General features: G+C 65.0%; 30 protein-coding genes. 8 read left to right on the forward strand and 22 right to left on the reverse strand.

What is annotated here, in order from left to right; translation table 11 throughout:
* Positions 1–145: 145 nt before the first annotated feature.
* Together V4R08_RS07835 and V4R08_RS07840 are read left to right on the forward strand one after the other, a co-directional pair.
* Positions 146–985 carry a hypothetical protein gene (locus tag V4R08_RS07835; protein ID WP_335578830.1) on the forward strand — a complete coding sequence of 280 codons (840 nt, stop codon included), beginning with the start codon at positions 146–148 and terminating at the stop codon, positions 983–985.
* A gap of 165 nt (positions 986–1,150) precedes the next feature.
* Positions 1,151–1,573 (forward strand): hypothetical protein, encoded by a 423-nt coding sequence (locus V4R08_RS07840; RefSeq protein ID WP_335578831.1) that lies wholly within the window; start codon positions 1,151–1,153, stop codon positions 1,571–1,573.
* 112 nt (positions 1,574–1,685) lie between these two features.
* Here the strand turns inward: V4R08_RS07840 and V4R08_RS07845 are convergent, their stop codons facing one another.
* The 5 genes from V4R08_RS07845 to lgt form a co-directional block, all read right to left on the reverse strand.
* The gene (locus V4R08_RS07845; RefSeq protein WP_335578832.1) at positions 1,686–2,639 is read right to left on the reverse strand and encodes a ribose-phosphate pyrophosphokinase; all 954 of its coding nucleotides are present in this window, start codon (positions 2,637–2,639) and stop codon (positions 1,686–1,688) included.
* A 163-nt stretch (positions 2,640–2,802) separates the two neighbouring features.
* Positions 2,803–3,396: a hypothetical protein gene (locus V4R08_RS07850; RefSeq protein WP_335578833.1), complete on the reverse strand. Its 594-nt coding sequence runs from the start codon at positions 3,394–3,396 to the stop codon at positions 2,803–2,805.
* A 132-nt stretch (positions 3,397–3,528) separates the two neighbouring features.
* Positions 3,529–4,299, reverse strand: coding sequence for a peptidoglycan editing factor PgeF (gene pgeF / locus V4R08_RS07855; RefSeq protein ID WP_335578834.1), 771 nt, complete (start codon positions 4,297–4,299; stop codon positions 3,529–3,531).
* Positions 4,296–5,423 carry a class I SAM-dependent methyltransferase gene (locus tag V4R08_RS07860; protein ID WP_335578835.1) on the reverse strand — a complete coding sequence of 376 codons (1,128 nt, stop codon included), beginning with the start codon at positions 5,421–5,423 and terminating at the stop codon, positions 4,296–4,298. Before V4R08_RS07860 ends, pgeF begins: the two co-directional genes overlap by 4 nt.
* Positions 5,416–6,291 carry a prolipoprotein diacylglyceryl transferase gene (gene lgt, locus V4R08_RS07865; protein ID WP_335578836.1) on the reverse strand — a complete coding sequence of 292 codons (876 nt, stop codon included), beginning with the start codon at positions 6,289–6,291 and terminating at the stop codon, positions 5,416–5,418. Before lgt ends, V4R08_RS07860 begins: the two co-directional genes overlap by 8 nt.
* A gap of 210 nt (positions 6,292–6,501) precedes the next feature.
* On the opposite strand from lgt, the gene V4R08_RS07870 reads away from it, so the two are divergent.
* The gene (locus tag V4R08_RS07870; protein ID WP_335578837.1) at positions 6,502–6,759 is read left to right on the forward strand and encodes an accessory factor UbiK family protein; all 258 of its coding nucleotides are present in this window, start codon (positions 6,502–6,504) and stop codon (positions 6,757–6,759) included.
* A 23-nt stretch (positions 6,760–6,782) separates the two neighbouring features.
* Here the strand turns inward: V4R08_RS07870 and V4R08_RS07875 are convergent, their stop codons facing one another.
* The 3 genes from V4R08_RS07875 to V4R08_RS07885 all read right to left on the reverse strand — a co-directional run bounded on the left by V4R08_RS07875 (position 6,783) and on the right by V4R08_RS07885 (position 8,004).
* Positions 6,783–6,935 (reverse strand): hypothetical protein, encoded by a 153-nt coding sequence (locus tag V4R08_RS07875; RefSeq protein ID WP_335578838.1) that lies wholly within the window; start codon positions 6,933–6,935, stop codon positions 6,783–6,785.
* Between the two features lie 121 nt (positions 6,936–7,056).
* Positions 7,057–7,539, reverse strand: a complete 483-nt coding sequence (locus V4R08_RS07880; protein WP_335578839.1) for a MaoC family dehydratase — start codon at positions 7,537–7,539, stop codon at positions 7,057–7,059.
* A 3-nt stretch (positions 7,540–7,542) separates the two neighbouring features.
* Positions 7,543–8,004 (reverse strand): MaoC family dehydratase, encoded by a 462-nt coding sequence (locus tag V4R08_RS07885; RefSeq protein ID WP_335578840.1) that lies wholly within the window; start codon positions 8,002–8,004, stop codon positions 7,543–7,545.
* A 160-nt stretch (positions 8,005–8,164) separates the two neighbouring features.
* Between V4R08_RS07885 and V4R08_RS07890 the strand changes: the two genes are divergently transcribed.
* Positions 8,165–8,458, forward strand: a complete 294-nt coding sequence (locus tag V4R08_RS07890; RefSeq protein WP_335578841.1) for a DUF4282 domain-containing protein — start codon at positions 8,165–8,167, stop codon at positions 8,456–8,458.
* Between the two features lie 49 nt (positions 8,459–8,507).
* Here the strand turns inward: V4R08_RS07890 and ychF are convergent, their stop codons facing one another.
* The 3 genes from ychF to V4R08_RS07905 all read right to left on the reverse strand — a co-directional run bounded on the left by ychF (position 8,508) and on the right by V4R08_RS07905 (position 11,083).
* Entirely contained in the window at positions 8,508–9,605 is a 1,098-nt protein-coding gene (ychF, locus tag V4R08_RS07895; RefSeq protein ID WP_335578842.1) for a redox-regulated ATPase YchF, read from the reverse strand.
* A 143-nt stretch (positions 9,606–9,748) separates the two neighbouring features.
* Positions 9,749–10,360, reverse strand: coding sequence for an aminoacyl-tRNA hydrolase (gene pth / locus V4R08_RS07900; RefSeq protein ID WP_335578843.1), 612 nt, complete (start codon positions 10,358–10,360; stop codon positions 9,749–9,751).
* Positions 10,361–10,375: 15 nt separating this feature from the next.
* Positions 10,376–11,083 carry a 50S ribosomal protein L25/general stress protein Ctc gene (locus V4R08_RS07905; RefSeq protein WP_335578844.1) on the reverse strand — a complete coding sequence of 236 codons (708 nt, stop codon included), beginning with the start codon at positions 11,081–11,083 and terminating at the stop codon, positions 10,376–10,378.
* 732 nt (positions 11,084–11,815) lie between these two features.
* Here V4R08_RS07905 and V4R08_RS07910 point away from each other — a divergent pair.
* Complete coding sequence (locus V4R08_RS07910) at positions 11,816–12,316, forward strand: type III secretion system chaperone family protein (protein WP_335578845.1); 501 nt, start codon at positions 11,816–11,818, stop codon at positions 12,314–12,316.
* 167 nt (positions 12,317–12,483) lie between these two features.
* Positions 12,484–13,314, forward strand: a complete 831-nt coding sequence (proC, locus tag V4R08_RS07915) for a pyrroline-5-carboxylate reductase (RefSeq protein WP_335578846.1) — start codon at positions 12,484–12,486, stop codon at positions 13,312–13,314.
* Positions 13,315–13,327: 13 nt separating this feature from the next.
* Here proC and V4R08_RS07920 read toward each other — a convergent pair whose 3' ends face one another.
* From V4R08_RS07920 to pdhA, 3 genes are read right to left on the reverse strand one after another with little or no spacing between them, the layout of a single operon-like run.
* A complete protein-coding gene (locus tag V4R08_RS07920; protein ID WP_335578847.1) occupies positions 13,328–14,428 on the reverse strand; it encodes a dihydrolipoamide acetyltransferase family protein in 1,101 nt (366 codons plus the stop codon).
* A 20-nt stretch (positions 14,429–14,448) separates the two neighbouring features.
* Positions 14,449–15,429: an alpha-ketoacid dehydrogenase subunit beta gene (locus tag V4R08_RS07925; protein WP_335578848.1), complete on the reverse strand. Its 981-nt coding sequence runs from the start codon at positions 15,427–15,429 to the stop codon at positions 14,449–14,451.
* Entirely contained in the window at positions 15,429–16,520 is a 1,092-nt protein-coding gene (gene pdhA / locus V4R08_RS07930; RefSeq protein WP_335578849.1) for a pyruvate dehydrogenase (acetyl-transferring) E1 component subunit alpha, read from the reverse strand. Before pdhA ends, V4R08_RS07925 begins: the two co-directional genes overlap by 1 nt.
* Positions 16,521–16,678: 158 nt before the next feature.
* On the opposite strand from pdhA, the gene amaB reads away from it, so the two are divergent.
* Positions 16,679–18,238 (forward strand): L-piperidine-6-carboxylate dehydrogenase, encoded by a 1,560-nt coding sequence (amaB, locus tag V4R08_RS07935; protein WP_442935638.1) that lies wholly within the window; start codon positions 16,679–16,681, stop codon positions 18,236–18,238.
* Positions 18,239–18,258: 20 nt separating this feature from the next.
* On the opposite strand, the gene rocD is transcribed toward amaB, so the two are convergent.
* Positions 18,259–19,476, reverse strand: a complete 1,218-nt coding sequence (rocD, locus tag V4R08_RS07940) for an ornithine--oxo-acid transaminase (protein WP_335578851.1) — start codon at positions 19,474–19,476, stop codon at positions 18,259–18,261.
* A 200-nt stretch (positions 19,477–19,676) separates the two neighbouring features.
* Complete coding sequence (locus V4R08_RS07945) at positions 19,677–20,495, reverse strand: dienelactone hydrolase family protein (RefSeq protein WP_335578852.1); 819 nt, start codon at positions 20,493–20,495, stop codon at positions 19,677–19,679.
* A gap of 281 nt (positions 20,496–20,776) precedes the next feature.
* Here V4R08_RS07945 and V4R08_RS07950 point away from each other — a divergent pair, with 281 nt between their 5' ends.
* Positions 20,777–21,004, forward strand: coding sequence for a DUF2093 domain-containing protein (locus V4R08_RS07950; protein ID WP_335578853.1), 228 nt, complete (start codon positions 20,777–20,779; stop codon positions 21,002–21,004).
* Positions 21,005–21,006: 2 nt separating this feature from the next.
* Here V4R08_RS07950 and lpxK read toward each other — a convergent pair whose 3' ends face one another.
* The 6 genes from lpxK to V4R08_RS07980 form a co-directional block, all read right to left on the reverse strand.
* On the reverse strand, positions 21,007–22,014 hold the full coding sequence (lpxK, locus tag V4R08_RS07955; protein ID WP_335578854.1) for a tetraacyldisaccharide 4'-kinase: 1,008 nt from the start codon (positions 22,012–22,014) through the stop codon (positions 21,007–21,009).
* Positions 22,007–23,311: a 3-deoxy-D-manno-octulosonic acid transferase gene (locus V4R08_RS07960; protein ID WP_335578855.1), complete on the reverse strand. Its 1,305-nt coding sequence runs from the start codon at positions 23,309–23,311 to the stop codon at positions 22,007–22,009. Before V4R08_RS07960 ends, lpxK begins: the two co-directional genes overlap by 8 nt.
* Complete coding sequence (locus tag V4R08_RS07965; RefSeq protein WP_335578856.1) at positions 23,304–24,038, reverse strand: lysophospholipid acyltransferase family protein; 735 nt, start codon at positions 24,036–24,038, stop codon at positions 23,304–23,306. The genes V4R08_RS07960 and V4R08_RS07965 overlap by 8 nt, the downstream gene beginning before the upstream one ends.
* Positions 24,035–24,286, reverse strand: coding sequence for a DUF4170 domain-containing protein (locus tag V4R08_RS07970; protein ID WP_335578857.1), 252 nt, complete (start codon positions 24,284–24,286; stop codon positions 24,035–24,037). Before V4R08_RS07970 ends, V4R08_RS07965 begins: the two co-directional genes overlap by 4 nt.
* Positions 24,287–24,350: 64 nt before the next feature.
* Positions 24,351–25,166, reverse strand: coding sequence for a 3'(2'),5'-bisphosphate nucleotidase CysQ (locus tag V4R08_RS07975; RefSeq protein ID WP_335578858.1), 816 nt, complete (start codon positions 25,164–25,166; stop codon positions 24,351–24,353).
* Positions 25,153–26,544, reverse strand: a complete 1,392-nt coding sequence (locus tag V4R08_RS07980; RefSeq protein ID WP_335578859.1) for a TldD/PmbA family protein — start codon at positions 26,542–26,544, stop codon at positions 25,153–25,155. Before V4R08_RS07980 ends, V4R08_RS07975 begins: the two co-directional genes overlap by 14 nt.
* Positions 26,545–26,556 lie beyond the last annotated feature (12 nt).

Below are 26,556 nucleotides of genomic sequence, written 5' to 3' on the forward strand. Positions count from 1 at the left end.
GCCGGCTCGATGCGCACGCCGCCATAATTTCGAACAAGAGCGGCGGCAATCAGGGGCTTCGGATTGACGGGCTGGCAGGACCATGGCTTCGAGGATTATGCGACATTCGGGTTTGCTGCTTCTGGCGGCTGCCACCGGCTGGACGATGACTGGACCTTCGTGGGCGCAGTCGGCTGCTGCCGACGCTCCCGACAGCCCGGCGGAGCAGATCACTTCCGCCGCCGACCCGTCCGGAGACGCTGCGGTCGACTGGAGCCAGCTCGACATCGACGGTTACAGCCTTGCGACGGAAGCGGCGCCGCAAGTCCGCCGTTCGCGGCGTTCGTCGCAACCCGCATCGAACGCCGGACTCGCCTGGTCGTCGCATGACAATGCGGACGGCTCCGCGGCCCTTACCGCCAAGCGTTCGGTGTCACCGCTCTGGGACGCGCGAGTCGGTGTCGACATGACCGTCGTGCATCAGCCGTCGCCATTGACGGCGTCGGATCTCGCAACCGACAAGCAACTCGCCATCGACGGACGCCCGCCGCAATCCTCCGGCACGGCGTGGGCGGCCGCCACTGCGCCGGGCATTGGCTCGATCTGGGACAAGACCGCGCTCACAGCACGGATCGACCCGGCCCAGGACCAAACCATGCTCGATACCTCGCTCAGCAAATCGCTGCCCCTCGACGACGGCCGTTATGGGCTCACCCTTCAGAACGGTTATAACGTCGTTCAGCACAGCGCGCTGCCGATCCCCGGCATTAACGGGCACCCCGCGCGAAGTTATGAGACCGACCAATCGGCCAAACTCAGCATGGCCGACACCGGCACCAGCCTGATCGCGGGGCGATCGCTGTCCTCGGCGGACGACAAATGGCTTCGCACGATCGGCGCCGAGCAGAAGCTGTACGACGGCGTCAGCGTCACCGGTTCGATCAGCGAAACGCCGCTGGGCCCCTTGAACGCCAGCCTGACCGCCGCATTCAACCGCAACTGGTGAGCCAGCAACGACGGCGCGTCTGATTTCGGGGATTGAACGTGGCTCGCCGCAGATCGGCCCCGATGTTGTCAAAATCGGAAGCCCAGATGGCGGCGCTAAAAGGTTTAAAAGGCGTCGTGCGGGGGGACATCCGCGCTCGCTCAACGCGAAACAGGGAACAAGCCGATGAACGCCACTCCATCTGAAAAAGCCGAATCAAGCCCGCCCGAGGCCGATACCAATCTCGCCGCCGTCTCGGAGGTCGAAGCGGGTATCCGCGATTTCGTGCGCAACGATATCGCCTATCTGCGCCGGCCCGCCGCGGATGCTCCTAAAACCGAGACGAAGCTGGAGCCGAGCACGGAAGCGACGGTGAACAACGTCAACTCGCTGATCCAGCGCGTGGCCGGAACGTCGCTCGCCGAGATCGAGAGCCTCGTCACCGAACTCGAGAGCCTCCGCGATCTCCTTCATGCGGAAGGACAGCGCGTCCAGCGTGAAATCTCGGGCTATGCCCAGTTGAGTCAGGCCGCGATGAAGTCGACGCGGATGATCGCGGACAACGTCGCGCAATGGAAGCATACCGCCGAGAACCTGCGTAAGGATTAATGCCCCAATTTCCGAAGTTCGCATGTCTGCGCAGCAGGCCTTGATGCGAACTTCGGAAATCAAAGGGCATTCGCAGCGCCATGATGAGGCACCATTTCCGCGAGGAATACCTTCAGTCGAACAGGCTCGACACCGACTGTTCGGCGGCAGTGCGGCGGATCGCTTCGCCGATCAATCCGGCGATCGACAGCAGGCGGATATTGCCGGTCTTGTTCACGGCATCGGTCGGCTGGATCGAGTCGGTAACGACCAGCTCCTTCAGTTTTGAGCCGGCGATGCGCGCGGCGGCGCCGCCGGACAGCACGCCGTGAGTGATGTAGGCATAGACGTCCCTGGCGCCGTTGGCGAGCAGCGCGTCGGCGGCATTGACCAGCGTGCCGCCGGAATCGACGATGTCGTCTATCAGGATGCAGGTATAGCCCGCGACGTCGCCGATCACGTTCATGACCTCGGATTCGCCGGCGCGCTCGCGGCGCTTGTCGATGATCGCCAGCGGAGCATTGATGCGCTTGGCAAGGCCGCGCGCGCGCACCACGCCGCCGACGTCGGGCGACACCACCATCAGGTTGCCGAGGTCGAACCGCTCCTTAATATCGCGGACCATCACCGGCGACGCGTAGAGGTTGTCGGTCGGAATATCGAAGAAGCCCTGAATCTGCCCCGCGTGCAGATCAACCGTCAGCACGCGATCCGTTCCCGCGCGCGTGATCAGGTTGGCGACCAGCTTGGCCGAGATCGGCGAGCGCGAACCGACCTTGCGATCCTGCCGCGCGTAGCCGAAATAGGGGATCACCGCGGTGATCCGGCGCGCCGAAGCGCGGCGCAGCGCGTCGGTGATGATCAAAAGCTCCATCAGATGGTCATTGGTCGGATACGAGGTCGACTGGATCACGTAGACGTCCGAGCCGCGCACGTTCTCGAGGACTTCGACGAAGATTTCGTTGTCGGCGAAGCGACGGACGCTGGCTTTGGTGAGGTTAAGCCCCAGCCACCCGCCGATTTCCCGCGCCAGCGCCGGATTGGAGTTGCCTGCGACCAGCTTGACGGCGCCGTTTTTGGCGGACATCGACGCGTCTCCCCGCGATGTGGTGGATACAACGTTCAACATCCCGACTCCAGAACCTCTCCGATCCCGACGGAGGCGGTGTATCAAGGAGTAGCCAAGTCTGGCAATACGCGGCTCGCGGATTCCGGCGTAAAATCCTGCGTTTCCGGCGTAAAATGATGGCTTATTGCGCGGCAAAACCGAGCGCGCTTACCGGCACGCCGGACGGCTGCGGAAAATCGGCGGCGCTGGCGATTGCGGGGCCGCTGGGCGGCGGCGCCGGTTCCGCCTCGGGCGGAGTCGTGCCATTCACCATGCTGCTCAATCCGCTTAACCCGGCCTGCGCGATCTTGCGCAGCATCAGATCGTCGGCGGCGGCCCACGCATCGCGTCCGGCCTTGCCGCCGGGCTCCTCGCCGCTCAGGCGCAGCGCGCGGTGCTGATCGCGATCGTAGACGTCGAAGACCCAGGCGATGGTGGTGCGCCCCCGGCTGACCTCGGCCGCGAGATAGCCGCGCACGCGATAGGCGGCTTGGGCCTCGCGCGGCACGATCGCCAGATTGCGGAGCTGCGATTCGGAATTGAGGATGTTGACGAGACGGTCGAACACCTGTGGCGGCGGTCCGTCGACGGATTCCAACGCGACGGTCGCGCCACTGCCGGCCTGCGCGAACGGTCCGCCGCCATTGCCGCCCGCGCAGCCGGCCAGCAAGCACAGCATCGCCAGCAACGCAACGGCGCGCGCGAACCGCCCGGCACCGGGGGTCTTGAGAGGCATTCGCTGACGTCCCTGCTTTCGTCGAGCGATATCGTTAAACCGCGTTAACGTCTAGCGCGAAGCGATACCGGGGCCGCAAGGGTTTTGCGGACAATCACGGCCGTTCTCAATTCGTTCAAGGTTTGTGCGGAGCTATTCGCTGTCCAGTACGATGGCATGGACGTGGCGGCCGAAATCCGGCTCCTTGCGATGCACCGAGCGGCGGTAGCTGAAGAAGTGCTCGCTGGAATAGGTGTCGATGCCGGTGTCGTCGATCGTCAGTATGCCCGCGCGCTCCAGCCGCATCTGGATGAAGCCGCCGAGATCGAACATGGCATGGTCATCGCGCTCCGACGGAACGAAGAACCGGGCATGGCCCGGATCGGCCTCGGTGAATCGCGCGACGAATTCGGCGCCGACCTCATAGCTTTGCTGCCGGATCAGCGGACCGATGGCGGCGGCGATGTCGCCGCGCCGGCCGCCGAGCGTTTCCATCGCATCGATGCTCTTTTCCAGCACCCCGGTCAGCGCGCCCTTCCAGCCGGCATGTGCGGCGCCGATGACGCGGGCCCGCGGATCGACGAACAGGACGGGGCCGCAATCGGCCGCGGTGACGCCGAGCGCAAGCCCCGGCGTTTTCGTGACGACGGCGTCGGCGCGTGGCCGCGATGCGGCGTCCCAGCTCCTGTCGGCGATCACGGCGTCGGGCGAGTGGATCTGGTAGAGGGAGAGAAAATTCGCCGGCGCAACGCCCATGACCTCGGCCATGCGCCGCCGGTTCTCGACGACATGCGCCGGATCGTCCCGCGAGCCGATGCCCGCATTCAGGCTCGCATAGATGCCCTGCGAGACGCCGCCCTCGCGGGTGAAAAAGGCGTGCCGCAGGCCGGGAATGGCCGAGAGCAGGGAGGATACGAGTGTCATGGCGCCCTGCTCCCGCCGCGCCGCTTCCGATCGCTCAGTCCCACCAACTCGGTGAGGCTGGAATCGGAGACGCCGATCGCCTTGAACATCGATCCCATGCCGCCACGACCGCCTTCGGTCAGACGTTTCAGCGCCATCGCGATGCTCTCGGATATTTCAGGGGTTGCCTTCGCCATCAGGTTGACGGCGCGGGCCTCGATGCCGAGCCGTTGCAGGAATTCTCCCTGCGTCACCGGTCCGTGCACGCGGGCGCCGACATCCTCGGCGGCGCGGGCGAGCGCCTGGAAATCGACATGGGCGGTGACGTCGGCCTGACCGGGATATTTCAGCGGATCGGCGAAGCTGTGTCCTGCGATGGCCTGGAAGGTGTCGCCGGCATCGCTGCGCACATGGCCGTAATCGATGATCAGCGCGGCGCCGCCCTGATCGCGGAGGCGGGTTGCGATGGACATGATCTCGGCGTCCGGCCGCCACTCGAAAATGGCCCCGACCGGCGCCGCGCGCACCAGCGGCGGCAGCAGCGCGTCGAACCGCGGCGTTGGCGTCGCGGTGGTGCCGAACACGAGCTGGCCGCTGCCGTCGATATCGACGACGCGCTCATGCCAGCCACCGTCGCGCTTGACCATCTGATGGACCGGAAGCACGTCGAAATATTCGTTGGCGAGAATGATCGCCGGCCCCTGCGGCACCTCGTCGAGGCTCGCGTGCCACTGGATGTTCCGCGCATCGGACAGTATCGCCTTCTGCTTCTCCCGCAACACCGGATTGATCTCGACCAGATGCACGCTGAGTGCCTGATGCATCGGCGGCAGCACGCGCAGCGCGCGCAGCGCATCCGCCATCATGGTGCCGCGGCCGGGGCCGAGCTCGATCAGCCGCAGCATGGCCGGAGAGCCCATCGCGCGCCACACCGATGCCGCCCAAAGCCCGATCAGTTCACCGAACATCTGGCTGACTTCCGGCGAGGTGATGAAGTCGCCCTCGCGCCCGAGCGGGTCGCGCGAGATATAGTAGCCGTGCTCGGGATGAGTCAGGCAAAGCTGCATGTAGCGCCAGACCGGCAGCGGCCCGGATATCTTGATCAGCTTTTTGATATCGGGCAGCAGCGGAGAAGCTTCAGTCACGATCGGCCTTGGTTGAAACGTCCGGGTTCGAAATCGTTTGTGCGTCTGACGCCCGCAGGCCGCGCGACCAGACAACGAAAATAATGGCAAGTCCGGCAATCATCATCGGTATCGACAATAGCATTCCCATGGTCAATCCGCCCCACAGAAATCCGAGCTGTGGATCGGGCTCGCGGAAGAACTCGGCGACAATGCGCGCCATCGCGTACAGCGTGATGAAGCTGCCGAGGATCAGGCCCGGCCGCTTCAGCGCGCCGGCCCGGATCATCAGCGCCAGGATCGTGAACAGCACGAGGCCCTCGAGCGTGGCCTCGTAGAGCTGGCTCGGATGGCGCGGCAGCGGGCCGCCGTTGGGAAACACCATAGCCCACGGCAGGCTCGGATCGGCCGGGCGGCCCCATAATTCGCTGTTGATGAAGTTGGCGATGCGGCCGAGGAACAGGCCGATCGGCGCGACCGCGGTGGCAACGTCGCCAAGCGACAGGATCGACAGGCTATGCTTGCGGCAGAACAGGATCAGCGCCACGACGCAGCCCATGAAGCCGCCATGGAACGACATGCCGCCCTTCCAGACCTCGAAGATCTCGGCAGGGTGGCGGATGAAGAAATCCAGGTTGTAGAACAGCACATAGCCGGTGCGGCCGCCGAGGATGATGCCGATCGTCACCCACAGGATGAAGTCGTCGAGCTGCAGCACCGAGATCGGCGCCGGGCCGCCCCAGAGCTTCTCGCTCTTGAGCAGCGCCCGCGCATAGAGCCAGCCGAGCATGATGCCGCCGATATAGGCCAGCGCATACCAGCGGATCGCGATCGGACCGAGCGAGATGGCGACCGGATCGAAGACGGGATAGGTGATGAGGAGAAACATTGGTTGTCGTTCCACCCAGGGCGTCATGCCCGCGCTTGTCGCGGGCATCCACGTCTTGAATGATCCTGTCACGATTGCAAGGAAATCCGGTACTGACAAGGCTTGGGGCGCGATCGGCCGATCAAGCGGGCTTGAACTGCCGTGCCCGGATCGCCATTGTCTGACCGTAAGGCGTGGTGGCGATCTGGCCGCCAGCCGGGAGGGAGTGAGATGACCCAGACCAGCAACCGGTTTTTCGACGAAATGGGACGGCTGATGAACGACGCGGCCGGCGCGGCGCAAGGGGTCAAGCGCGAGGTCGATGCGGTGGTCCGCAATCAGGCCGAGAAAATTATGCGCGATCTCGATATCGTCAAGCGCGAGGAGTTCGAGGCCGTGAAGGAGATGGCGCGGCTCGCGCGTGAGGATAACGAGACGCTGAAGGCACGCGTCGCGGCGCTCGAGGCCCGGCTCGGCGGCGCCGGCTGAGCGGCTCGCTTTTCAGGCCCGCTTCAGCGGACCGCGATATCCGCGGTCGCGGGATTCTCCAGCGAATACACGCCGTCGGCATAACCCTTCACCACCGTCCAGGTTGCCACCGTCACGGCCAGCGTCACTGTCGCGAAGAGAAAGCCGACGATCTTCAATCCGGTACGATCCGCCATTGCCGTCCCCTGCCCCTTAAGTAACTCGATCAAGACCGGCTGAGGGTTCACAATTCCTTAACGGAACACCGGTTTCTCGCATAAAATCCGAACGAAATCGCGAGAGCAACCGTACAGATCGTCAATCCTGCGGATCGCGGCGCGGCACGAAAACCGACGCCAGAAAGGTAAATACCAGCTCGCCGCGCTGGTTGGTGCCGGTGTTGCGCACTTGCATGACACCCCATTCCGGTCGCGAGCGGGAGGGTCTCAGCGAGCAGACTTCGCTGGCATAGCTGACGGCATCGCCCGCCAGTACCGGTTTCAGCCAGCGCAGCTCGCGAAACCCCGGCGACGGTCCCCACATCGCGGGCTTTTCGCCGCGCGCGGCGGCCTCCGCCGCTTCGCGCTGACTGTCCGCCACCATCAGCTTCATCCAAACCGAACCGATATGCCAGCCGGAGGCCGCCAGACCGCCGAACAGCGATTTTCGGCCTTCCTCCTCGTCGAGATGAAACGGCTGCGGGTCGAATTGCGACGCGAACGTCTTGATGAGATCGGCGGTAAAGATAAACGAACCGAGATCGCGACGCTGCCCGACCTTCATATCCTCGAAATAGCCCATCGGTCAGCTCCGCGCCGCCGACACCGCGCGGCGCTTGATGATGATCGGCGACACCGCCTCGAGCAAAACCTGCCCCGAAGCGTTGCGCACGCGTATCGCGAAGGTCACGATTCCGGTCTCCGGGCGGCTGCGCGACACCCGCGCAGCAGCGACGTCGACATCCAGCATCAGCTCGTCGCCAGGGCGCAATGGCGACAGCCAGCGGACCTCATCGACTCCGGGGGAACCGAGCGAAGCGGTCCGTCCGATATAGCCGTCGAACATCATGCGCATCATCAGCGAACACAAATGCCAGCCCGAACCCGACAGCCCGCGCAGCATTGAGTGGTTGGCCACTTCCTCGTCGAGGTGCATGGGCTGCGGATCGAACTCCGCCGCGAATGCGATGATTTCGTCACGACTGATATGCCGCGGTCCAAATGTGCCGAAACGGCCCACGGGAAAGTCTTCAAATGTCAGGGTCATGGTGAGACCTGTTGAAGGAACGGCCCGATTGTGGCCGCTATTTGCAGCAATCTCAACCCGTACGCTGGCATGACGCGGCTGCGATCTTGCGAGGGACGACCCGTGGGGTTAAGTGCCGTGCGGCTTATGACGGCGGCGCGATGCGCGAGGGGAGCGGCAGATGTTTGAATTCCGGGATCTGTTTCAGTGGGATCGCTTCATCACGCCCACGATCATCAAGGTATTCTACTGGCTGGTCATCGTTTTGATCGTTCTGTCCGGATTGTCCGGCATCTTCTCGGGCCTGGCGACGATGGCGGTCAGTCCATTCGGCGGCTTCATCACGATTCTTCTGAGCGTCGCCGGCGTCCTGGTCGGCATCGTGTTTTCGCGGATTGCAGCCGAATGCATCCTGATCGTGTTTCGTATCAACGAGCATCTCGGCGCGATCCGCGATCAGGGCGCGAGGCGGTAGCCGGGCTATCCGAAGACCCGGCTTTGAGCTCATCAAAGCCGGAATGGCTTTACGTATTGAACCGGAAATGCATGACGTCGCCGTCGGCGACCACATACTCTTTCCCCTCCAGCCGCAGCTTGCCGGCATCGCGCGCGCCGGCTTCGCCACCGAGCGCCGCATAGTCGGTATAGGCGATGGTTTCGGCGCGGATGAAGCCTTTTTCAAAGTCGGTGTGAATGACGCCGGCCGCAGCCGGCGCCTTGGTGCCGCGGGTGATGGTCCAGGCACGCGCTTCCTTCGGACCGACCGTGAAGTAGGTGATGAGGGCGAGCAACAGGTAGCCGGCGCGGATCAGCCGGTCGAGACCCGCCTCTTCCAGCCCCAGCGTATCGAGAAATTCGGCGCGCTCCTCGCGCGACAGCGTCGCGATCTCGGATTCGATCTTCGCGGAAATCGCCACCGCCACCGCGCCTTCCTTGGCCGCATGGTCGAACACCGCCTGCGAGAAGGCGTTACCGCCCGCCGCCGCGCCTTCCTCGACGTTGCAGACGTAGAGCACCGGCTTTGAGGTCAGCAGTCCGAGCATGCGGAAATTGCGTTCCTCCTCAGGCTTGCGCTCCATGCCGCGCGTCGGCTTGCCCTCGCGCAACAGCTTGAGCGCGCGCTCGACCAGATCGAGCTGCTCCTTGGCCTCCTTGTCGTTGCCCTTGGCCTTCTTCGAAAGATTGTCGACGCGCTTCTCGAGACTGTCGAGATCGGCCAGCATTAGCTCGGTCTCGATGGTCTCGATGTCCGCGAGCGGCGCGATCCTGCCTTCGACATGGGTGATGTCGGAATCCTCAAAACAGCGCACCACATGGGCGACCGCATCAACCTCGCGGATGTTGGCGAGAAACTGGTTGCCGAGGCCCTCACCTTTGGATGCGCCGCGCACCAGACCCGCGATGTCCACGAACGTCAGTTGCGTCGGAATGATCTGCGCCGATTTGGCGATCGCCGCGAGCTGGTCGAGGCGCGGATCCGGCACCGCCACGGCGCCGACATTGGGCTCGATGGTACAGAACGGATAGTTCGCCGCCTGCGCCGCCGCGGTCTCCGTCAGTGCGTTGAACAGGGTCGACTTGCCGACATTGGGCAACCCGACGATACCGCATTTGAATCCCATTGCATCCTCAGCGTCTCTTGATCGTCATTGCGAGCGCGCGACAAAATTGGCTTGTGCCAATTTTGCGCGGAGCGAAGCAATCCCAGCACGTATCCAAACTGGATTGCTTCGGCGCTTTGCGCCTCGCAATGACGCCACATCCTCTATTTGGCGCCTTCGGCACCATTGTCCTTCTCGACGAATCCCTTCGCCTGCATCGCAAGATGCACCTTGTTCTGAAACGCCGAATCCCTGGCTGTCACGAGCAGCGCTGCGTTTTCCGCCACGACATCCACCAGCGCCTCGACCCAGGGCCGCTCGCTCTTGGCGAAGTCGTTCAGCACGTGCGCATGCACCCGTTCCTTGACGCCGGGGTGACCGACGCCGAGCCGGACGCGGCGATACTCGTTGCCGATATGCGCCGAAATCGATCGCAAGCCGTTGTGTCCGGCAATGCCGCCGCCGACCTTGACGCGGACCTTGGCCGGCGGGAGCTCGATCTCGTCGTGAAACACCACGACGTCACCCTCCGTCAGCTTGAAGAATTGCGCGGCGTCACGAACCGCATTGCCGGACTCGTTCATGTAGGTCGCGGGCTTGAGCAGAACGACTCGCTCCTGATCGAGCGTGCCTTCGGAGGCCTCGCCGTGAAAGCGGCGACGCCACGGTGCGAAACCGTGACGCCGCGCGATCTCGTCCACGACCATGAATCCGATGTTGTGTCGGTTGCCCTGATACTTCGTGCCGGGATTGCCCAGTCCGACCAACAGGCGCATGGCGCGGGTTGTCGCTTACTTCTTTTTGTCGCCACCGCCCGCGGGCGCCTTCGCGCCTGCGGCGGCCGCACCGGCAGCAGCCGCGGGAGCCGCCCCAGCGGTGGGAGCAGCGGTGCCAGCCGCAGCGGCAGCGGCAGCCGCCTTGATTTCTTCCGCGTAACCTGACGGCGGCACGATGGTCACCAGCGTGACGTCCTCTCGCGCCAGCGGTTTCACGCCGGGCGGCAGCTTGACGTCGGACAAATGGAGCGAGTCGCTCATTTCCAGTCCGCCGACGTCGGCCTCGATGAACTGCGGAATGTCCTCGGCTGCGCACTCGACATCGATGGCGTGGGTCACGAGGTTGACGGTGCCGCCGCGCTTCACGCCCGGCGCGACATCCACCTTCAGCAGACGAAGGGGAATGCTGACGCGGAGAGTGGCGCCTTCGCCGAGCCGCATGAAGTCCACGTGGATCGGAAAATCCTTAACCGGATCGAGATGGAAGTCGCGCGGAATCACGCGATGCTTCTTGCCTTCGAGGTCGATGTCGAAGATCGTGGTCAGGAAACGGCCTGCCAGAATGCGCTGACGCAGTTCTGGCTCTTCGATCGAAATCGGCTGCGGGGGCTGGTTGTTTCCATAGATCACACCGGGCACTCGGCCGGCGCGACGCTCTGCCCGGGCGGCCCCCTTGCCGCTCTTCGGACGCGCGGTCGCCTTCAATTCCCTGACGGTCGCCATCGATTTAGTCCTTGCTTTTCAAAAAGTTAAAGGCCGCAATCGCGGCCCGTTGCACGTCACGGCAAGCCTCCAGGGGTGCGGGGGCCGTGAGACGTGGCGGCGTTCTAACCGTAAACGCCCGAAATAACAAGGAATTGGGCTGGGTTTTTCTGGCTTACAGGCTGTCGCGTGAAGCCGCTGTCAGCCGCCACGGACAAGCAGGCCGCTAAACGAGACACCGTCCGGCGCAGAATTCAAACCTTCTCGATAACAGTTTCGAAGGCGATGAGATTGATCGATCGGTCGAGAGCGAAGGGCGCAGCCCATGCGGCACGCAGACCTTCAGCCGCTCGCCACCGATCGCGCACCCGCAACCGCCGGCAGGACGTCTGAATCAGAAATCGTCCGCCGTTGGGAATCCGATTCCATTATGTCGGATGATGCCGGACTCGCGGTAAGCGAATCCGGAGCACAGGACTCGCACGACGGGAATCCGAGTCCGGTTTGTTCACGGCGCGAACCGTATCGCCGTTTGATCAGTTGTGGACGACGCGCGCTTTGCCTGTGGACGGACTCCGGGTGGCGTTGCGCCGATTCCGCAAATCACATCACTTGATCCGCGCAGGACATCATCCTCATCCGATCCGCGCGCCTGATGGATCGTCTGGAGATCGACGTCCGCCGCGGCGTGCCAGCACAGGTGCCGTCCGATGCGTGCGTATCAACACAAGCATGAGCAAGGATCGAGACGGCATGTCGCTCCTCGAAGGCACTATCGAGTCCCAAAACAACCCGCTGACGGTGGTCGAGGATATAGCCGCCGCCAACGACTGGGCGTTCGAGCGTTCGGGCGAAGATGAGATCACCATCGTCTCCAAAGGCAGCTGGACCGATTATCAACTTACCTTCACCTGGATGAGCGAGATCGATGCGCTGCATCTCGCCTGCGCCTTCGACATGAAGATTCCCGCTGCTCGTCGCAATGAGGTCCAGCGCATCATCGCCGCGATCAACGAGCAATTGTGGATCGGCCATTTCGACATCTGGACCCAGACCGGCATGATCATGTACCGGCAGGCGCTTGTGCTTCCCGAGGGGCTGATCGCGTCGAACGCGCAGTGCGAGGTGATGCTGGCCGGTGCCATCCACGCCTGCGAGCGCTATTACCCGGCGTTGCAGTTCGTGGTCTGGGCCGGAAAGTCCGCGGCCGAGGCGATGAGCGCCGCGATGTTCGACACCGAGGGCGAGGCGTAGTTTCACGCAGGCGTTTCGACGCCCTCAACGTCGTCCCCGCGAAGGCGGGGACCCATACTCTCCGCCGCTGACGCTGTTGCAAGGTGCTTGTTGCAACCGGTCGCATCACTTAGAAACACCGGTAATTATGGGTCCCCGCCTTCGCGGGGACGACGTTGGATTCTTTGATGACGTCACCAACCAACACGCTGGCTGATCTGCAGGGTACCCTCGTTCTCGCCGGTGCGGGGAAGATGGGCGGCGCGTTGCTGACCGGATGGCTCGCGCGGGGACTGAACCCGAAACGCGTTGCCGTGATCGAGCCGCACGCCTCCGACGATATCTGCGCGCTCGCCGCGCGCGGCATCCGGCTGAACCCCGCAGCAAAGGAGGCCGGCACCGTCGCGGCGCTCGTCCTCGCGGTCAAGCCGCAGACATTCGGCGACGCCGGCCCGGCGTTGCGGCCACTAATCGGGCCGTCGACCCTGGTGGTGTCGATCATGGCAGGCACGACGATTGCCGTGCTTGACGCGGTCTGCGGCGGCAACATCGTCCGCGCGATGCCCAATACGCCGGCCGCGATCGGCCGCGGCATCACCGTGGCGGTCGCCGCCAAAGGCGTGAACGAGGAGCAGCGCACCACGGCCGACGCGCTGCTGCGCACCACCGGGGCGGTGGAATGGATCGATGACGAAGCGCTGATGGATGCGGTCACGGCGGTCTCGGGATCGGGACCGGCCTACGTCTTTCTGCTTGCCGAGGAGCTGGCGCGCGCCGGCGTTGCCGCCGGCCTGCCTGCCGATCTCGCCGCCAGGCTGGCCCGCGAGACCGTCGCCGGTTCGGGCGAGCTACTGCACCGGTCCGATCTCGACGCCGCGACGCTGCGCCAGAACGTCACTTCGCCCGGCGGCACCACGGCCGCAGCGCTCAGCGTGCTGATGGGCGAGCCCGGCCTGAGAGAGCTGATGACGCACGCGGTTGCCGCCGCGACCAAGCGATCGAAGGAACTGGCGAAGTAATCTCAGCCATGCTCTATGCGGATCGCTCGAGATCCACCTTCAGCGCCATCAGGAAGCGTGTGGCCTCGCCCCCTGTCACCACGCGATGATCGAACGAGAGTGACAACGGCAATACGCGGCGCACCGCCGGCTGGCCGTGATGCGCCACCACGCGCTGGACGATGCGTCCGGCGCCGACAATGGCCACCTGCGGCGGCACCACGACGAGGTTCGCGAAGCGGCCGCCGATCATGCCGAAGTTCGACAACGTGATGGTGGCGCCGCGCAATTCCTCCGGCGGTATCCGTCGCGCGGCCGCATCGGTGCGCAGCCGATCGAGCCCGGCGCGCAAGTCAGGCGCATCGCGCGCGGCGACGTTGCGCACGATCGGCACGATCAGGCCACCTTCGGTGTCGACCGCGATTCCGATATCGACGCGCGCGATCTGACGGCGCTCGCCCGCGCGGGAATCGTACCATACATTGAGCGCCGGTTCGGCTTTGCACGCCGCTGCGATGGCCCGCATCAGGCGAACGGTGGCGTCCTCGTCCTTGCGCCACTCTTCGATGTCGGCGTCGTCCGTGACGGTGGCGGGAACGACCTCGGCATGTGCCGCGGTCATGCGCTGCGCCATCGCGCGCCGCATTCCGCGCAGCGCCTGCGCCGGTCCGGCCTCGGCGAGGCTGCGAGCGGCGCGTTCGACATCCGCACGCGTGATGGTGCTATCGGGGCCAGTCGGCTGCACCGTGCTGAGATCGACATCGAGTTTTTGAGCGAGCGCACGGACCGCCGGCGCGGCCTGTGCCGTGCCTCGCCGCGCCGGTGCGAGCTTTGGAGCCTTCGCGTCGCGTTCCTCGCCGCTCTCAAGCTGGCCGACCACCGTGCCGGTGTCCTGCTCGACGTCGGCGGCGAATTCCACCAGCGGCGCGCCGACCTTCACCAGGTCGCCCTTCTCCGCGCAAAGCCGCGCGATGCGCCCACTCCACGGCGACGGCACTTCGACCACCGCCTTGTCGGTCTCGACCGACAGCAGCGGCTGGTCGGTCACAATATGATCGCCCTCATTGACGTGCCAGGCGACGACTTCGGCCTCCTCGAGGCCCTCGCCCAGATCGGGCAATGTGAACTGCTGCATTCGCCGTCGCTCCGCTCGCGTCAATTGAACCGGCACGCCGCCCGCCCGGCGGCGACGATGCGGTCGACCGACGGGATGTAATGCTGCTCGAGCCGCAGGAGCGGCATCACCGTATCGTAGCCGGTGACGCGCGCGATCGGCGCCAGTAGCGACGTCAACCCGCGCTCGGCGATCAGCGCGGCGATCTCGCCGCCGAAGCCGCCGGTGCGCGCGGCCTCATGCACGATCACGCAGCGTCCGGTGTGCGCCACCGAAGCGAGCACGGTATTTTCGTCGAATGGTTTCAGCGTCGCGAGGTCGATCACCTCGGCGCTGATGCCCTCGGTGTCCAGCGCATCGGCCGCCGCCAACGTCTCGCGCACCATCGCGCCCCAGCTTATCAGGGTGACATCGCGGCCCTCCCGCAGCACGAACGCGGCATCCAGAGGGAGTGCCACACCGTCGTCATCGACCTCGCCCTTGGCCGCGCGATAGATGCGGGTCGGCTCCAGGAAAACCACGGGGTCGGGATCGCGGATCGCGGCCAGCAGCAACCCGTAAGCATGTTCGGGCGACGACGGAATCACCACGCGCAGGCCGGGAATATGCGCGAGCATCGCTTCGGTGCTTTCGGAATGATGCTCGGGAGCGCGGATGCCGCCGCCATGCGGCACGCGCAAGACCATCGGGCAACTGAGCCGTCCCTGAGTGCGGTTACGCAACCGCGAGGCGTGGTTCACCAGTTGATCGATGCAGGGATAGACAAAGCCCATGAACTGGATTTCGCCGACCGGCCTGAGACCCTGGCTCGCCATGCCGACACACAGCCCGCTGATCAGCAGTTCGGCCAGTGGTGTGTCCAGCACACGCTCGGGCCCGAAGCGTTGCTGCAAACCAACGGTGGCGCGGAACACGCCGCCGTTGACGCCGACGTCCTCGCCGAGCACCACCACCCCGGCATCGTCGGTCATCGCGCGCGCCAGCGCCATGTTGAGGGCTTCGAGCAGCGTCACTTGCGACATCAGCGGTTCTCCTCGACGTCGCGGCGCTGCGCGGCATAGACCGGCGGCAGCGTGGCGTAGAGATGATCGAACATGGTCTCGGGCGCGCGCGGCCCGGTCACCAGATAACGCTCGACCGCCGCCGCGATCCGCGTTTGGCATTCGGCGACGAGTTGCTCCTCTTTCGTCTTGTCCCAGGCGTTGCAGCCGGCGAGATAAGCGCGCAACCGCCCGATCGGCTCATTCTTCCAGCGCGCCTGCACCTCCTCGGGCGGACGATAGCGTGCGGCGTCGTCGGCCGTGGTGTGATCGCCGAGCCGATAGGTCACCGCCTCGATCAAACGTGGACCGCGGCCGTCGCGCGCCGCCGCGATGGCCTCAGTCGTGGCAGCGTGCATCGCGACCACGTCGTTGCCGTCCACCTGCTCGCCGATGAAGCCGGCAGCGATTGCCTTTTGCGCCAACGTCTCGGAGGCCGTCTGCAAGCGCAACGGCACGGAAATGGCCCACTGGTTGTTGGTGACGACGAACACCACCGGCAGCTTGTGCACGCCGGCGAAATTCATCGCTTCGTACACGTCGCCCTTCGAGGTCGCGCCGTCGCCGAACAGGCACACCGCGACGCGCGGTTCGCGGCGCAGCTTGAACGCATAGGCAACGCCAGCGGCATGGGGGGCCTGCGAGCCGACCGGGATGCAGGCCGGAAAATCGTGGACCGGTCCGGAGAAATGGTTGCCGCGCTCGTCGCCGCCCCAGAACAGCAGGATTTCCTCGAGCTTGACCCCGCGCCAGATCAGCGCCGCGTTGTCACGATAAGACGGCAGCAGCACGTCCTCGCCGCGCATTGCGCTGGCGACACCGACCGCGACCGCTTCCTGGCCGAGCGACACCGCGTATGTCCCGAGCCGCCCGGTGCGCTGCAACGCGACCGCCTTCAGGTCGAAGGCGCGCACCAGCACCATGGCGCGATAGAGCGAAACCAGCAGATCGATGTCGGAAGCAAAGGCGGGGGGCGGCCGGGTGATCGCGCCATCCGGCGCGAGGTAATTGCGGTATCGAACATCGAAGCGCGCAATTACCGGAAGCTGATTGTCCGGCCAGTTCTTGGTCATCCGGTTGTCTCCCGAGACCGTGGACGCTCCCTACTCAACCAAATAGTGTGCCTTTTGGTTCATCGCCACGGCACAGTTTCGTGAAAGCGCGCCGTGTCGCCGCAGCATGTCGCCGGAACGATCGAGCGGCTTGAAGAATTGCTTTTAAATACCGCAACATGCGCGGTTTGCCACCGGTTGATCGACGACAAAGAAGAAAGTCCGCCGTGCTCGCCAGCGAGGTTACATCCCTGCTCGATTGTCTTGGTGTCGCACTCGACCGTCGGCGCGGCGCGCGTGCCGTGCGCTCGCCCCTGACCGGCGAGATCATCGCTCATGTCGAGGACGCAAGTCCGCAGCGCGCGGCCGAGACCATTGCGCTGGCCGAAGCAGCGTTCCGGCATTGGCGTCAGATCCCAGCACCGCAGCGTGGCGAGTTGGTTCGCCTGCTTGGCCATGAACTGCGCGCCGCCAAGGACGCACTGGGCCGCCTGGTAACCATTGAAGCCGGCAAGATCGTCTCGGAAGGCTGCGGCGAGGTGCAGGAAATGATCGACATCTGCGATTTCGCGGTCGGCCTGTCGCGCCAGCTTTACGGCCTTACCATCGCCAGCGAACGGCCCAATCACCGCATGATGGAGCAATGGCATCCGCTCGGCCCGGTCGGCGTCATCACCTCGTTCAATTTCCCTGTCGCGGTGTGGTCGTGGAACGCGGCGCTGGCGCTGGTCTGCGGCAATCCGGTGATCTGGAAGCCGTCGGAGAAAACCCCGCTGACGGCGCTGGCGGTGCAGGCGCTGTTCGAACGCGCCGCCGCCAAGGCCGGCAACATCCCGGACGGCCTATCCACGGTGCTGATCGGCGGGCGCGATGTCGGCGAAGGCCTGGTCAGCGATCCACGCCTGCCGCTGGTCTCCGCGACCGGATCGACAGCGATGGGCCGCGAGGTCGGGACGCAGCTTGCGCGGCGGTTCGCGCGCAGCATTCTCGAACTCGGCGGCAACAACGCCTCGGTCGTCTGCCCCTCGGCAAACCTCGACCTGGCGCTGCGCGCCGTCGCCTTCGCCGCCATCGGAACCGCCGGCCAGCGCTGCACCACGCTGCGCCGGCTGTTCGTCCATGACAGCATCCACAATGAGTTCGTGGCGAAGCTGAAACAGGTCTACGCCTCGGTTCGGATCGGCGATCCGCTTATGAGCGACGAGGTGCTGGTCGGTCCGCTGATCGACGAAGCCGCATTCCGGAATATGCAGCGCGCGCTTGAGCAGGCACGGGCGCACGGCGCGCGGGTCCACGGCGGCGAGCGTGTCGAGGAGAAACGATTTCCGGATGCGTATTACGTTCGGCCGGCGCTGGTAGAGATGGCGGCACAGACCGGGCCGATGCTGCGCGAGACCTTCGCGCCGATTCTATATGTCATGACATACACCGACCTCGACGCGGCGATCGAGCAGCACAACGCGGTCGCTCACGGCCTGTCGTCCTCGATCTTCTCGACCGACATGCGCGAGACGGAGAAGTTCCTTGCGGCTGCGGGCTCCGACTGCGGCATCGCCAATGTCAATATCGGCCCTTCCGGCGCCGAGATCGGCGGTGCATTCGGCGGCGAAAAAGAAACCGGCGGCGGCCGCGAGGCCGGTTCCGACGCCTGGAAAGCGTATATGCGGCGTCTCACCAGCACCGTGAACTACGGCGACCATCTCCCGCTCGCCCAGGGCGTTCGTTTCGACATCGATTGAGGCGGCGCTTTGCAACCCAATCAATGATGAGCTTCCGCGCGGGCGAATTCGTCCAACACTTTGGCAACATGGTCCACCGCCCAATCGATCTCTGATTCCTCGATAATCAGCGGTGGCGCGAAGCGGACGGTGTTGCGGTGAGTGTCCTTGGTCAGCACGCCGGCCTGCAACAGCCGCGTCGCCACCGTAGCGGCGTTGGCGCAATCGCGATCCAGTTCGACGCCCGCGAACAGCCCGCGCCCGCGCACCTCTCGGATGATCGGATTCCTGATCGCGCGAAGCCGTGCGAGCAGATGCGTGCCAAGGCGGGCGGATCGCTCGACCAGCTTCTCCTCGATCAACGTATCAAGCGCGGCCAACCCGACCGCGGCGGCAATCGGATTACCGCCGAAGGTGCTGCCATGGTCGCCGGGCGTGAACACCTGCATCACCTCGCGGCGCGCCAGAAACAGCGACACCGGCAGAAGTCCGCCGCCCAACGCCTTGCCCAGCGTCACCGCATCCGGCTTTACGCCGTCATGCTGGCAAGCCAGCAGCCGTCCGGTGCGGCCGAGCCCGGATTGAATCTCGTCGCAGATCAGCAGGACGTTGTGTTCCCGGCAGATGCGCGCGACCTCGGCAAGATAGCCCGGCGGCGGCACATTGATGCCGCCTTCGCCCTGGATAGGCTCGACCAGAAAAGCTGCGGTATTCGGCGTAATTGCCGCCCGAAGCGCCGCCGCGTCGCCAAACGGCACCAATCTGAAACCGGGTGGAAACGGCCCGAAGCCGGCGCGATATTGCGGCACAGACGAGAAGCCGACGATGGCGATGGTGCGGCCATGAAAATTGCCGTCGCACACGATGATCTCGGCACGGTCGGCCGGCACCCCTTTGACCGTATAGGCCCATTTGCGCGCGGCCTTCAGCGCCGTCTCCACCGCCTCCGCGCCGCTGTTCATCGGCAGCGCAAGATCCATTCCGGTCAGGGTGCAGGCACGGCCGAGAAAGGTCCCGAGACGATCGTTGAAATAGGCACGGGAGATCGTGTCCAGTTGTCGTGCCTGATCGGTGAGCGCCTGCACCAGCCGCGGATGACAATGCCCGAAGCTCGCCGCCGAATAGGCGCCCATCATATCGATGTAGCGCCGCCCGCCTTCATCCCACAGGTAGACGCCGTTGCCGCGCACGATGGTGACCGGCATCGGTGCATAGTTGGAGGCACCGAAGCGCATTTCCAGCTGAACAGAGCTGTCCATGTCTCGCTCCCTCAACTCGAACTTGTTCCGAGACCGTAAAGCATCCGCCGCTCCTACTAAGGGCGGTTGCAGTCGGGCCTGTTTTCAATGTGGGGCCGCAAAGCGGGAAAGCTAGGGCTGTCTTGAATCATGCGACAAAACGGCTGCCGGCGTTCGGTTTCAACCGGCGCACAGCGGCGTCTTTTGGCGCGCGAGCCGGTTTATCTCGCGAGCCAGGCCACGGCGTGCTTTTGCGAGTCCACACGTCCCCCGGGATCGGTGCCGATATGGCCGTGTCTCCGGGCAACCAGATGGAGCGGCACGTTCGCCCGGTCGAAACCATGATGAGCGTTGGGGTAGACGATGATGCGGGCGAGCGCGCTGCGCCCGCGCGCATTGTCGACCATCTGCCGGCAGGCGGACGGCGAACTGAGATCGTCGTCAGCGCCAACCAGCACCAACGTCGGAACGCGCGCGCTCCAGCCGAGGCGCGACGCTCTCCGGCAGTTCGGGTAGAGCGCCACGGCCGAGCGGAAATCGTCATGCCAATCGGCCAATGCGATTTGCGGACGAACCGCCCACAATACGGCGCTGGCGCCGTTGTCCCATCCGAGCAGGCCGATGTGGTCATGCAGAACCCAGGGCTGATCGATCAGCCACTGTTGCGCGGCGCGGATATCCGCGACGCGCTCGCGGCGCGCGAAGACCTTGCGCTGCTTGGGCTGGCATTGCTGACCGACGTTGCGAGAGCCATAACTGTCCGGAAACAGCACGGCGTTGCCGGTCTTCAACAGCCGCTCGGCCCAGTCGCGATAGCGCGGCTGGATCTGCCCGCCGTGCTCCAGGCCGCTGCAACCGTGCAAGGCGATGACCGTTGCGAACGGGCCGTCGCCGTCGGGTTTGTACAGCAGGCCATGCAGCACCCCGCTGGCCTGCGGAATGTCGACTCGCTCGGGCGGCGGCGGTTTGCCGGACGCCGCGAATGTCGTGACCGTCGACGCAAGGATCACGACCGAAACAAGTGCTGACAGCAGGCGCATGTATCTTGCCGGATGGTCTGGTATGCTGCAAAAAGGAGACCTGAATTCAGACCTATCATGGGGCCGGAAAGCAATTCATCACAAATCGGTGGGTTTAACACAGCCCCCTGCGAACCTATCTGTAGAGATGATAACCTAGAGCGTTTTCGAGCGAAGTGGGTTACCGGTTCGCGTGAAGAAAACGCGTCAATTCAAAATCATAGAGCCTGGCTTCTGATTCCATCAGAAACGAGGTTCTAGTCGATGGCCTGTTTGCGGCCGGAAGATGCGGGAGAGCAGCGGTGCTGAATAAATTTGGCCAGTCCGGCCAGGGCGAAGCGCGTGTGCAGTATCTCGATGGCGATTTCCGGGTGAATTCGCCGGGAACCTATGTCCGTTGCGCCGTCACCGACGCCCGCATTCCGCTCGACGAGCTGAAATACTGGAGCGTCGACTTGCAGGAGGCTTACGCTCTCCCGAGCGCAGTCTTGCAGCGCCATTACCCCGGCGCGCTCAAGGCTTCGTCGTAACACTATTGCCGCGCACGGCCGATCCGGTCGGTCAGGAACGACCGCAGCACCGCTTCATCATCGAACGCAAGCGTGACTGCGAAGGCAACGACGGCCTGCGCGAACGCTTTGAGGTTTTCGCTGTTGCGCAGTCGCGCCAGATCTTTTTCCGTCGTCACCAGCGTCAGACCGTCCCGCTCGGCGGCGGTTTGCAGGTCCGCGACGTCGCGGTGCGAAAACGGATGATGGTCCGGAAATGCCCGCTCAGCGACCACATTGATGCCGCAGGTGCGCAGACTGCGGAAGAACCGCGCGGGATCGCCGATGCCGGCAAAGGCATAGACACGTCTGCCGCGCAACGCCGCAACCGACGCCTCGTCGGGCTTAAGCTGCGCCCGCAGCACAAGACTTCCCTGCGCGGCGATGCTTGCAGCAACGTCGTCCGCGGCGGTGCCAAAGCCGACGATCACGAGCGCATCGGTGCGGGCGAGTTGCGGCGGCAACGGCGCCCGCAGCGGTCCGGCCGGAAAAACCCGCTTGTTGCCGAGGCCGCGATCGCGGTCGATCACGATCAGCGAGATATCCTTCACGAGTGCCGGATTCTGAAAGCCGTCGTCCATCAGGATCAGGCTCGCCCCCAGCGCGCGCGCCGGTGCGATGCCCGCCGCCCGTTGCCGTGACACGATCACGGGAACCGTCCACGCCATCATCAACGGTTCGTCGCCGACATCGGCGGCCGTATGGCGATGCGGATCGACGCGCACCGGACCGTGCAGCCGCCCGCCATAGCCGCGACTGAGCACGATCGGCGTTTCGCCGAGCGAGCGGAGGATGCCGGCCAGCGCTATCACGGTGGGCGTCTTGCCGGCGCCGCCGACATGGTAGTTTCCGACGCAGATGACCGGCACCCCAGCGCGCGCACCCGGTCGCATCAACCGCCGCGTAGCGACCGCGCCGTAAAGCGCGCCAACGGGCATAAGCAACCGCGAGAGCAGCGATGGCGGCCGGTGCCAGAAGGCCGGCTCACGCATCGGCCGCTCCTCGTTCCAGCCGCAACTGCAGCAGATACGGCTGGAGCGCGGCCAGCGTGCGATCCAGCGCACCGCCGAGCCGATCCACCACCTGCGCCGCTGCCGTCGCCGAGGCGTCGCGGGCGGCGGAATCGTTCAGCAGATGGCCGAGTTGCTTCGTCAGAGCTTCACCGTCGCCGGCCCGGCGCGCACCGCCCGCGCGGTCGAGCGCGTCATAGACGTCGGTGAAGTTGAAGACATGCGGCCCGTGCACGATGGAGGCATTGAGCTTGACCGCCTCGATCGGATTCTGGCCGCCGTGCGGCACCAGCGAACCGCCCATGAAAACGATCGGCGCCAGGCGGTAGAACAGTCCCAGTTCGCCCATGGTGTCGGCGATATAGATATCCGTCCTCGCCGTCGGCAATTCCTCCAGCGAGCGCCGCGCGGCTTGCGCGCCGGACGCCGCGATCATACGGGAGATCGCTTCGCCCCGACCGGGGTGGCGTGGAACGATCACGGTCAGCAGCGACGGGAAGTGAAGCGCCAGCGTCCGGTGCGCGTTGAGCAGGATCTCTTCCTCGCCCGGATGGGTCGACGCCGCCACCACCACCGGGCGGCCGCGGGTGACGAACAGCAGTCGTTCCAGCCTGGCCTCGTCGGCCGGCGGAGCCTGCACGTCGAGCTTGAGGTTGCCGGTGACGATGACGTTACGGCTGCCGAGCATCGTGAAGCGCTCCGCGTCGATTTCGGACTGGGCGAGACAGATATCGAACCGACCCAAAAGCGCCGCGATCGTTCCCGACATCCTGCGCCAGCGCGGGAACGAGCGATGCGACATCCGCCCGTTGATCAGCACCATCGGCAGACGGCGCGCGCCGCCAGCCAGAATCAGATTGGGCCACAGATCCGATTCGATGAAGAGCGCAAGACCTGGCTGCCAGTGATCGAGAAAGCGCGCCACGAAGCGCGGCGAATCGTAGGGGACATACTGGTGAATGATATCCGGCGGAAATCGCTTCGCGACAACGGCCGCCGAGGTCACGGTGCCCGACGTGAGTAGAATGCGGATATTCAGCGCCCGCAGCCGTTCGATCAGCGCGCCCGCGGCCAGCACTTCGCCGACGCTCGCGCCGTGAATCCAGACCAGCGGGCCTGCGGGGCGAAGCTGCCGGGCGATGCCCCGCCGCTCGTCGATGCGCGCAGGATCTTCCTTGCCCTGCTTCAGCCGCCGCTTCAAAAGGGCCGGCGTCAACGGGGCGGCGGCGGCGGACAGTCTGCGGTAGAGGCGCAGCGTCGCCGGCATCGGGCTAGGCATGACCAGCCTCGTATTCGGGACCCGCCTCGGGTTCGGGCCGGCCGACCCTGGCGTAAGCGCGGCGCGTGGCGTCGTTCAATGTCGCCTCGAGCCGCGTCCTCAGCGCCTCCATCGTCTGCGCGTCGGCGTCGGGCGGAACCGAGATCGGCTCGCCGCCGACCAGAGCGCCGCGTCCGAACGGCAGGTTGATGGTGGTGTGATCCCAGTTGTCGAGGCGGATGAAACGGCTGGTCGCCATCGCAAACGGCATGATGGTCCGCCCGGATTCGCGCGCCAGCATGATGATGCCGAGGCCGGCGACGCGCGAGCGCTTCGGCACATCGGCGGTCAGGGCCATGTTGTAGTTCTCTTCGAGCGCGCGAACCATTTCCTTGAAGGCGCCGACGCCGCCCTTGCGATTAAACGCAGAGCCGTGGTCGCCGGAGCCGCGAACGGTTTCGATTCCGAGCCGCTCCGCCGCGAGCGCATTGAACTCCCCGTCGCGATGGCGCGAGATCAGGACCTTGCCGCGATGGTGCGCCCTCTTGATGAACGGCGTCATGAAATGCTGTCCGTGCCAGAACGCGAGAATCACCGGCATCTCGGGCTCGACAATGTCGTAGACATCCTCCGGATCATAGCTGAACCTGTTAGTCAGCCAAACCAGCCGCAGAAAGCCCGCGGCCAGGAGGCCTGCGAACTGCTGAAACCAGCGGGCGCGCAGCAGATTGCGAAGCGGTTTTCTCAACGGGCTGGCTTCGTATCTTGACCGGGGTCGAGCAGCCGATGGAGGTGCACGATGAAATACCGCATGTGAGCGTTATCGACCGTTTGCTGCGCCTTCGCCTGCCAGGCGGCATAGGCCGATGCGTAGTTCGGATACAGGCCGACGATCTCGACCTCGTCGAGGTCCTTGAAGGTCGTATGCGCAAGATCGGTCAGTTCGCCCCCGATCACGAGATGGAGCAATTGCTGGGGCGGACTGTCTGGCGGCATTTACGCGTTGTCCTACTATGTCGCCGGCCATCAGGCAATTCCCACCAAAGTCCACCATCGGCTCTTACGACAACGGATGTCCTTGAAAATGCGTGAGAATGCGCGCGTGGCGAAGGCCGCCCGCCGCGACCAGCGCACCGTGCGTCACCTCGGCACGGTTATAGAGGATCGGCTCGCCCCCGAGCGACGTCATTCTACCATTCGCCTCGTGCACGATCAAATCAGCGGCGGCGAGATCCCAGTCGCAGCTCTGGCCGCCGGCGAAGGCCGCATCGATGCGGCCGTCCGCGACGCGGCACAGCCGCAGCGCCAGAGAGCTGATCCGCGGGTGAAGCACGACATCGCCTCGCGGCCGGTCCAGCTTTTCCACAAGCGGCTTCGGTCCCGCTATCCTGGAAAAGACCAGAGCGTCGCCGGGCGTCGTCCGCACCGGAACGCCGTTGCACGACGCGCCCTGCCCGCGCGCGGCAAGGAAGAACTCGTCCGTGGCCGGCGCGAACACCGCCGCCAGCAGCGGCGAGGCGCCCTCGACCAGCGCGACGCTGACGCACCAGTCGTGGCGGCCGGCGAGATAGCCGCGCGTGCCGTCGATCGGATCGACGATCCAGACCCGCTGTTTGCCAAGCCGCGAGGGATCGTCGGGGCTTTCCTCGGACAGCCAGCCGTAATCCGGCGTCGCCGCGCGCAGTTTGCTTGCAATGAGATCGTTGACGGCGATGTCCGCCTCCGACACCGGCGATGACGTCCCCTTGGTCCAGGTCCGCAATTCGGTGCGAAACATCGCGCGCGCCAGACCGCCCGCCTCGCGCACCGTCTCGATCAATAAAGCGCGGTTCCGCGCCAGAAGGTCGTCGCGGCCGTCGGTGTTAGCGCCCGCCAACCGTCAGCCCTTCGATGCGCACGGTCGGCGCGTTGGTCGCGTAGCGGAATGCGAGGTCGTTGGCGGGCGTCAGCGACTTGAACATCTCGATCAGATGTCCGGCGATGGTGATCTCGCTGACCGGATAGGTGATCTCGCCGTTCTCGATCCAGAATCCGGAGGCGCCGCGGCTGTAGTCGCCGGTCACGCCGTTGACGCCGGATCCGATCAGGTCGGTGACGTAGAAGCCCTGCTTGATGTCGGCGATCAGCTCGGTAGGCGTCATCTGTCCCGCTTCGAGATGCAGGTTGTACGATCCCGGCGACGGCGACGACGAGACGCCGCGGTGGGCGTGACCGGTCGTCGTCAGACCGAGTTCGCGCGCGGTCGCCGAATCCAGCAGCCACGACGTCAGGACGCCGTCGTCGATCACCGCGAGCTTCTTGGTCGCGACACCTTCGGCGTCGAAGGATTGCGAGCGCAGCCCGCGCAGGCGCAGCGGATCGTCGACGATCCGGATTCCCTTCGCGAACAACTGCTGGCCGAGCCGGTCTTTCAGGAAACTGGTCTTGCGCGCGACTGAAGCGCCATTGGCCGCGCCGACGACATGACCCACCAGCGAACCCGCGACGCGAGGGTCGAACACGACCGGCACCTTGCAGGTGGAAACCTTGCGCGGGTTGGCGCGCGCCACGGTGCGCTCGCCGGCGCTGCGGCCGATGCTAGCCGGAGACATGAGATCGGAGGCATGAAGCGCGGAGGTGTAGTCGTAATCGCGTTCCATGCCGGTGCCGTCGCCGACGATCGCCATCATCGAGATGCCCTGACTCGAGCGCAGATAGGATCCGCAGAAACCGGTGCTTGTCACCAGCACCATGCCGCCGATGCCGGCGGACGCCGACGCACCACCGGATTTGGTAACGCCCTTGACCGCAAGACCCGCCGCCTCGGCCTCGACCGCGCGGCGCTCGAGTTCTTCCGTCGACGGCGTCACCCGGTCGAGCAAATCCAGATCGGGGAAATTCCGCGCCAGCAATGCCGGATCGGCCAGCCCGACATATTGGTCATCGGGCGCAACGCGCGCCATCGCGACCGCGCGTTCGACGAGCTTCGCAACGTTGTCGCCGCCGACATCGTTGGTCGAGACGGTGGCCTGCCGCCGTCCCACCAGCACACGCAGCCCGACGTCATCGCTCTCCGATCGCTCCGATTCCTCGACGCGGCCGTCGCGAACCTCGACGCCTTGCGAGACGCCACGCACCGCGACCGCGTCCGCAGCGTCGGCGCCTGCGCGCTTCGCGGCCTCGACCAGCCGCTCGGCAAGTTGAGTGAGCGCGGATTGATCGAAGAGTTCGGAAGCGGCGGATTTCGACGATGACGAATTTGGTGAAGAGATCACGAACAAAATCCC

The organism is Nitrobacter sp. NHB1, assembly GCF_036964665.1.
Lineage (GTDB): Bacteria > Pseudomonadota > Alphaproteobacteria > Rhizobiales > Xanthobacteraceae > Nitrobacter.

Coding starts and splice junctions, on each gene's coding strand:
- V4R08_RS07835 (WP_335578830.1), top strand. CDS start 146: ATGACTGGACCTTCGTGGGCGCAGTCGGCTGCTGCCGACGCTCCCGAC.
- V4R08_RS07840 (WP_335578831.1), top strand. CDS start 1,151: ATGAACGCCACTCCATCTGAAAAAGCCGAATCAAGCCCGCCCGAGGCC.
- V4R08_RS07845 (WP_335578832.1), bottom strand. CDS start 2,639: ATGTCCGCCAAAAACGGCGCCGTCAAGCTGGTCGCAGGCAACTCCAAT.
- V4R08_RS07850 (WP_335578833.1), bottom strand. CDS start 3,396: ATGCCTCTCAAGACCCCCGGTGCCGGGCGGTTCGCGCGCGCCGTTGCG.
- pgeF (WP_335578834.1), bottom strand. CDS start 4,299: ATGACACTCGTATCCTCCCTGCTCTCGGCCATTCCCGGCCTGCGGCAC.
- lgt (WP_335578836.1), bottom strand. CDS start 6,291: ATGTTTCTCCTCATCACCTATCCCGTCTTCGATCCGGTCGCCATCTCG.
- V4R08_RS07870 (WP_335578837.1), top strand. CDS start 6,502: ATGACCCAGACCAGCAACCGGTTTTTCGACGAAATGGGACGGCTGATG.
- V4R08_RS07875 (WP_335578838.1), bottom strand. CDS start 6,935: ATGGCGGATCGTACCGGATTGAAGATCGTCGGCTTTCTCTTCGCGACA.
- V4R08_RS07880 (WP_335578839.1), bottom strand. CDS start 7,539: ATGGGCTATTTCGAGGATATGAAGGTCGGGCAGCGTCGCGATCTCGGT.
- V4R08_RS07885 (WP_335578840.1), bottom strand. CDS start 8,004: ATGACCCTGACATTTGAAGACTTTCCCGTGGGCCGTTTCGGCACATTT.
- V4R08_RS07890 (WP_335578841.1), top strand. CDS start 8,165: ATGTTTGAATTCCGGGATCTGTTTCAGTGGGATCGCTTCATCACGCCC.
- ychF (WP_335578842.1), bottom strand. CDS start 9,605: ATGGGATTCAAATGCGGTATCGTCGGGTTGCCCAATGTCGGCAAGTCG.
- pth (WP_335578843.1), bottom strand. CDS start 10,360: ATGCGCCTGTTGGTCGGACTGGGCAATCCCGGCACGAAGTATCAGGGC.
- V4R08_RS07905 (WP_335578844.1), bottom strand. CDS start 11,083: ATGGCGACCGTCAGGGAATTGAAGGCGACCGCGCGTCCGAAGAGCGGC.
- V4R08_RS07910 (WP_335578845.1), top strand. CDS start 11,816: ATGTCGCTCCTCGAAGGCACTATCGAGTCCCAAAACAACCCGCTGACG.
- proC (WP_335578846.1), top strand. CDS start 12,484: ATGACGTCACCAACCAACACGCTGGCTGATCTGCAGGGTACCCTCGTT.
- V4R08_RS07920 (WP_335578847.1), bottom strand. CDS start 14,428: ATGCAGCAGTTCACATTGCCCGATCTGGGCGAGGGCCTCGAGGAGGCC.
- V4R08_RS07925 (WP_335578848.1), bottom strand. CDS start 15,429: ATGTCGCAAGTGACGCTGCTCGAAGCCCTCAACATGGCGCTGGCGCGC.
- pdhA (WP_335578849.1), bottom strand. CDS start 16,520: ATGACCAAGAACTGGCCGGACAATCAGCTTCCGGTAATTGCGCGCTTC.
- amaB (WP_442935638.1), top strand. CDS start 16,679: ATGCGCGGTTTGCCACCGGTTGATCGACGACAAAGAAGAAAGTCCGCC.
- rocD (WP_335578851.1), bottom strand. CDS start 19,476: ATGGACAGCTCTGTTCAGCTGGAAATGCGCTTCGGTGCCTCCAACTAT.
- V4R08_RS07945 (WP_335578852.1), bottom strand. CDS start 20,495: ATGCGCCTGCTGTCAGCACTTGTTTCGGTCGTGATCCTTGCGTCGACG.
- lpxK (WP_335578854.1), bottom strand. CDS start 22,014: ATGCGTGAGCCGGCCTTCTGGCACCGGCCGCCATCGCTGCTCTCGCGG.
- V4R08_RS07960 (WP_335578855.1), bottom strand. CDS start 23,311: ATGCCTAGCCCGATGCCGGCGACGCTGCGCCTCTACCGCAGACTGTCC.
- V4R08_RS07970 (WP_335578857.1), bottom strand. CDS start 24,286: ATGCCGCCAGACAGTCCGCCCCAGCAATTGCTCCATCTCGTGATCGGG.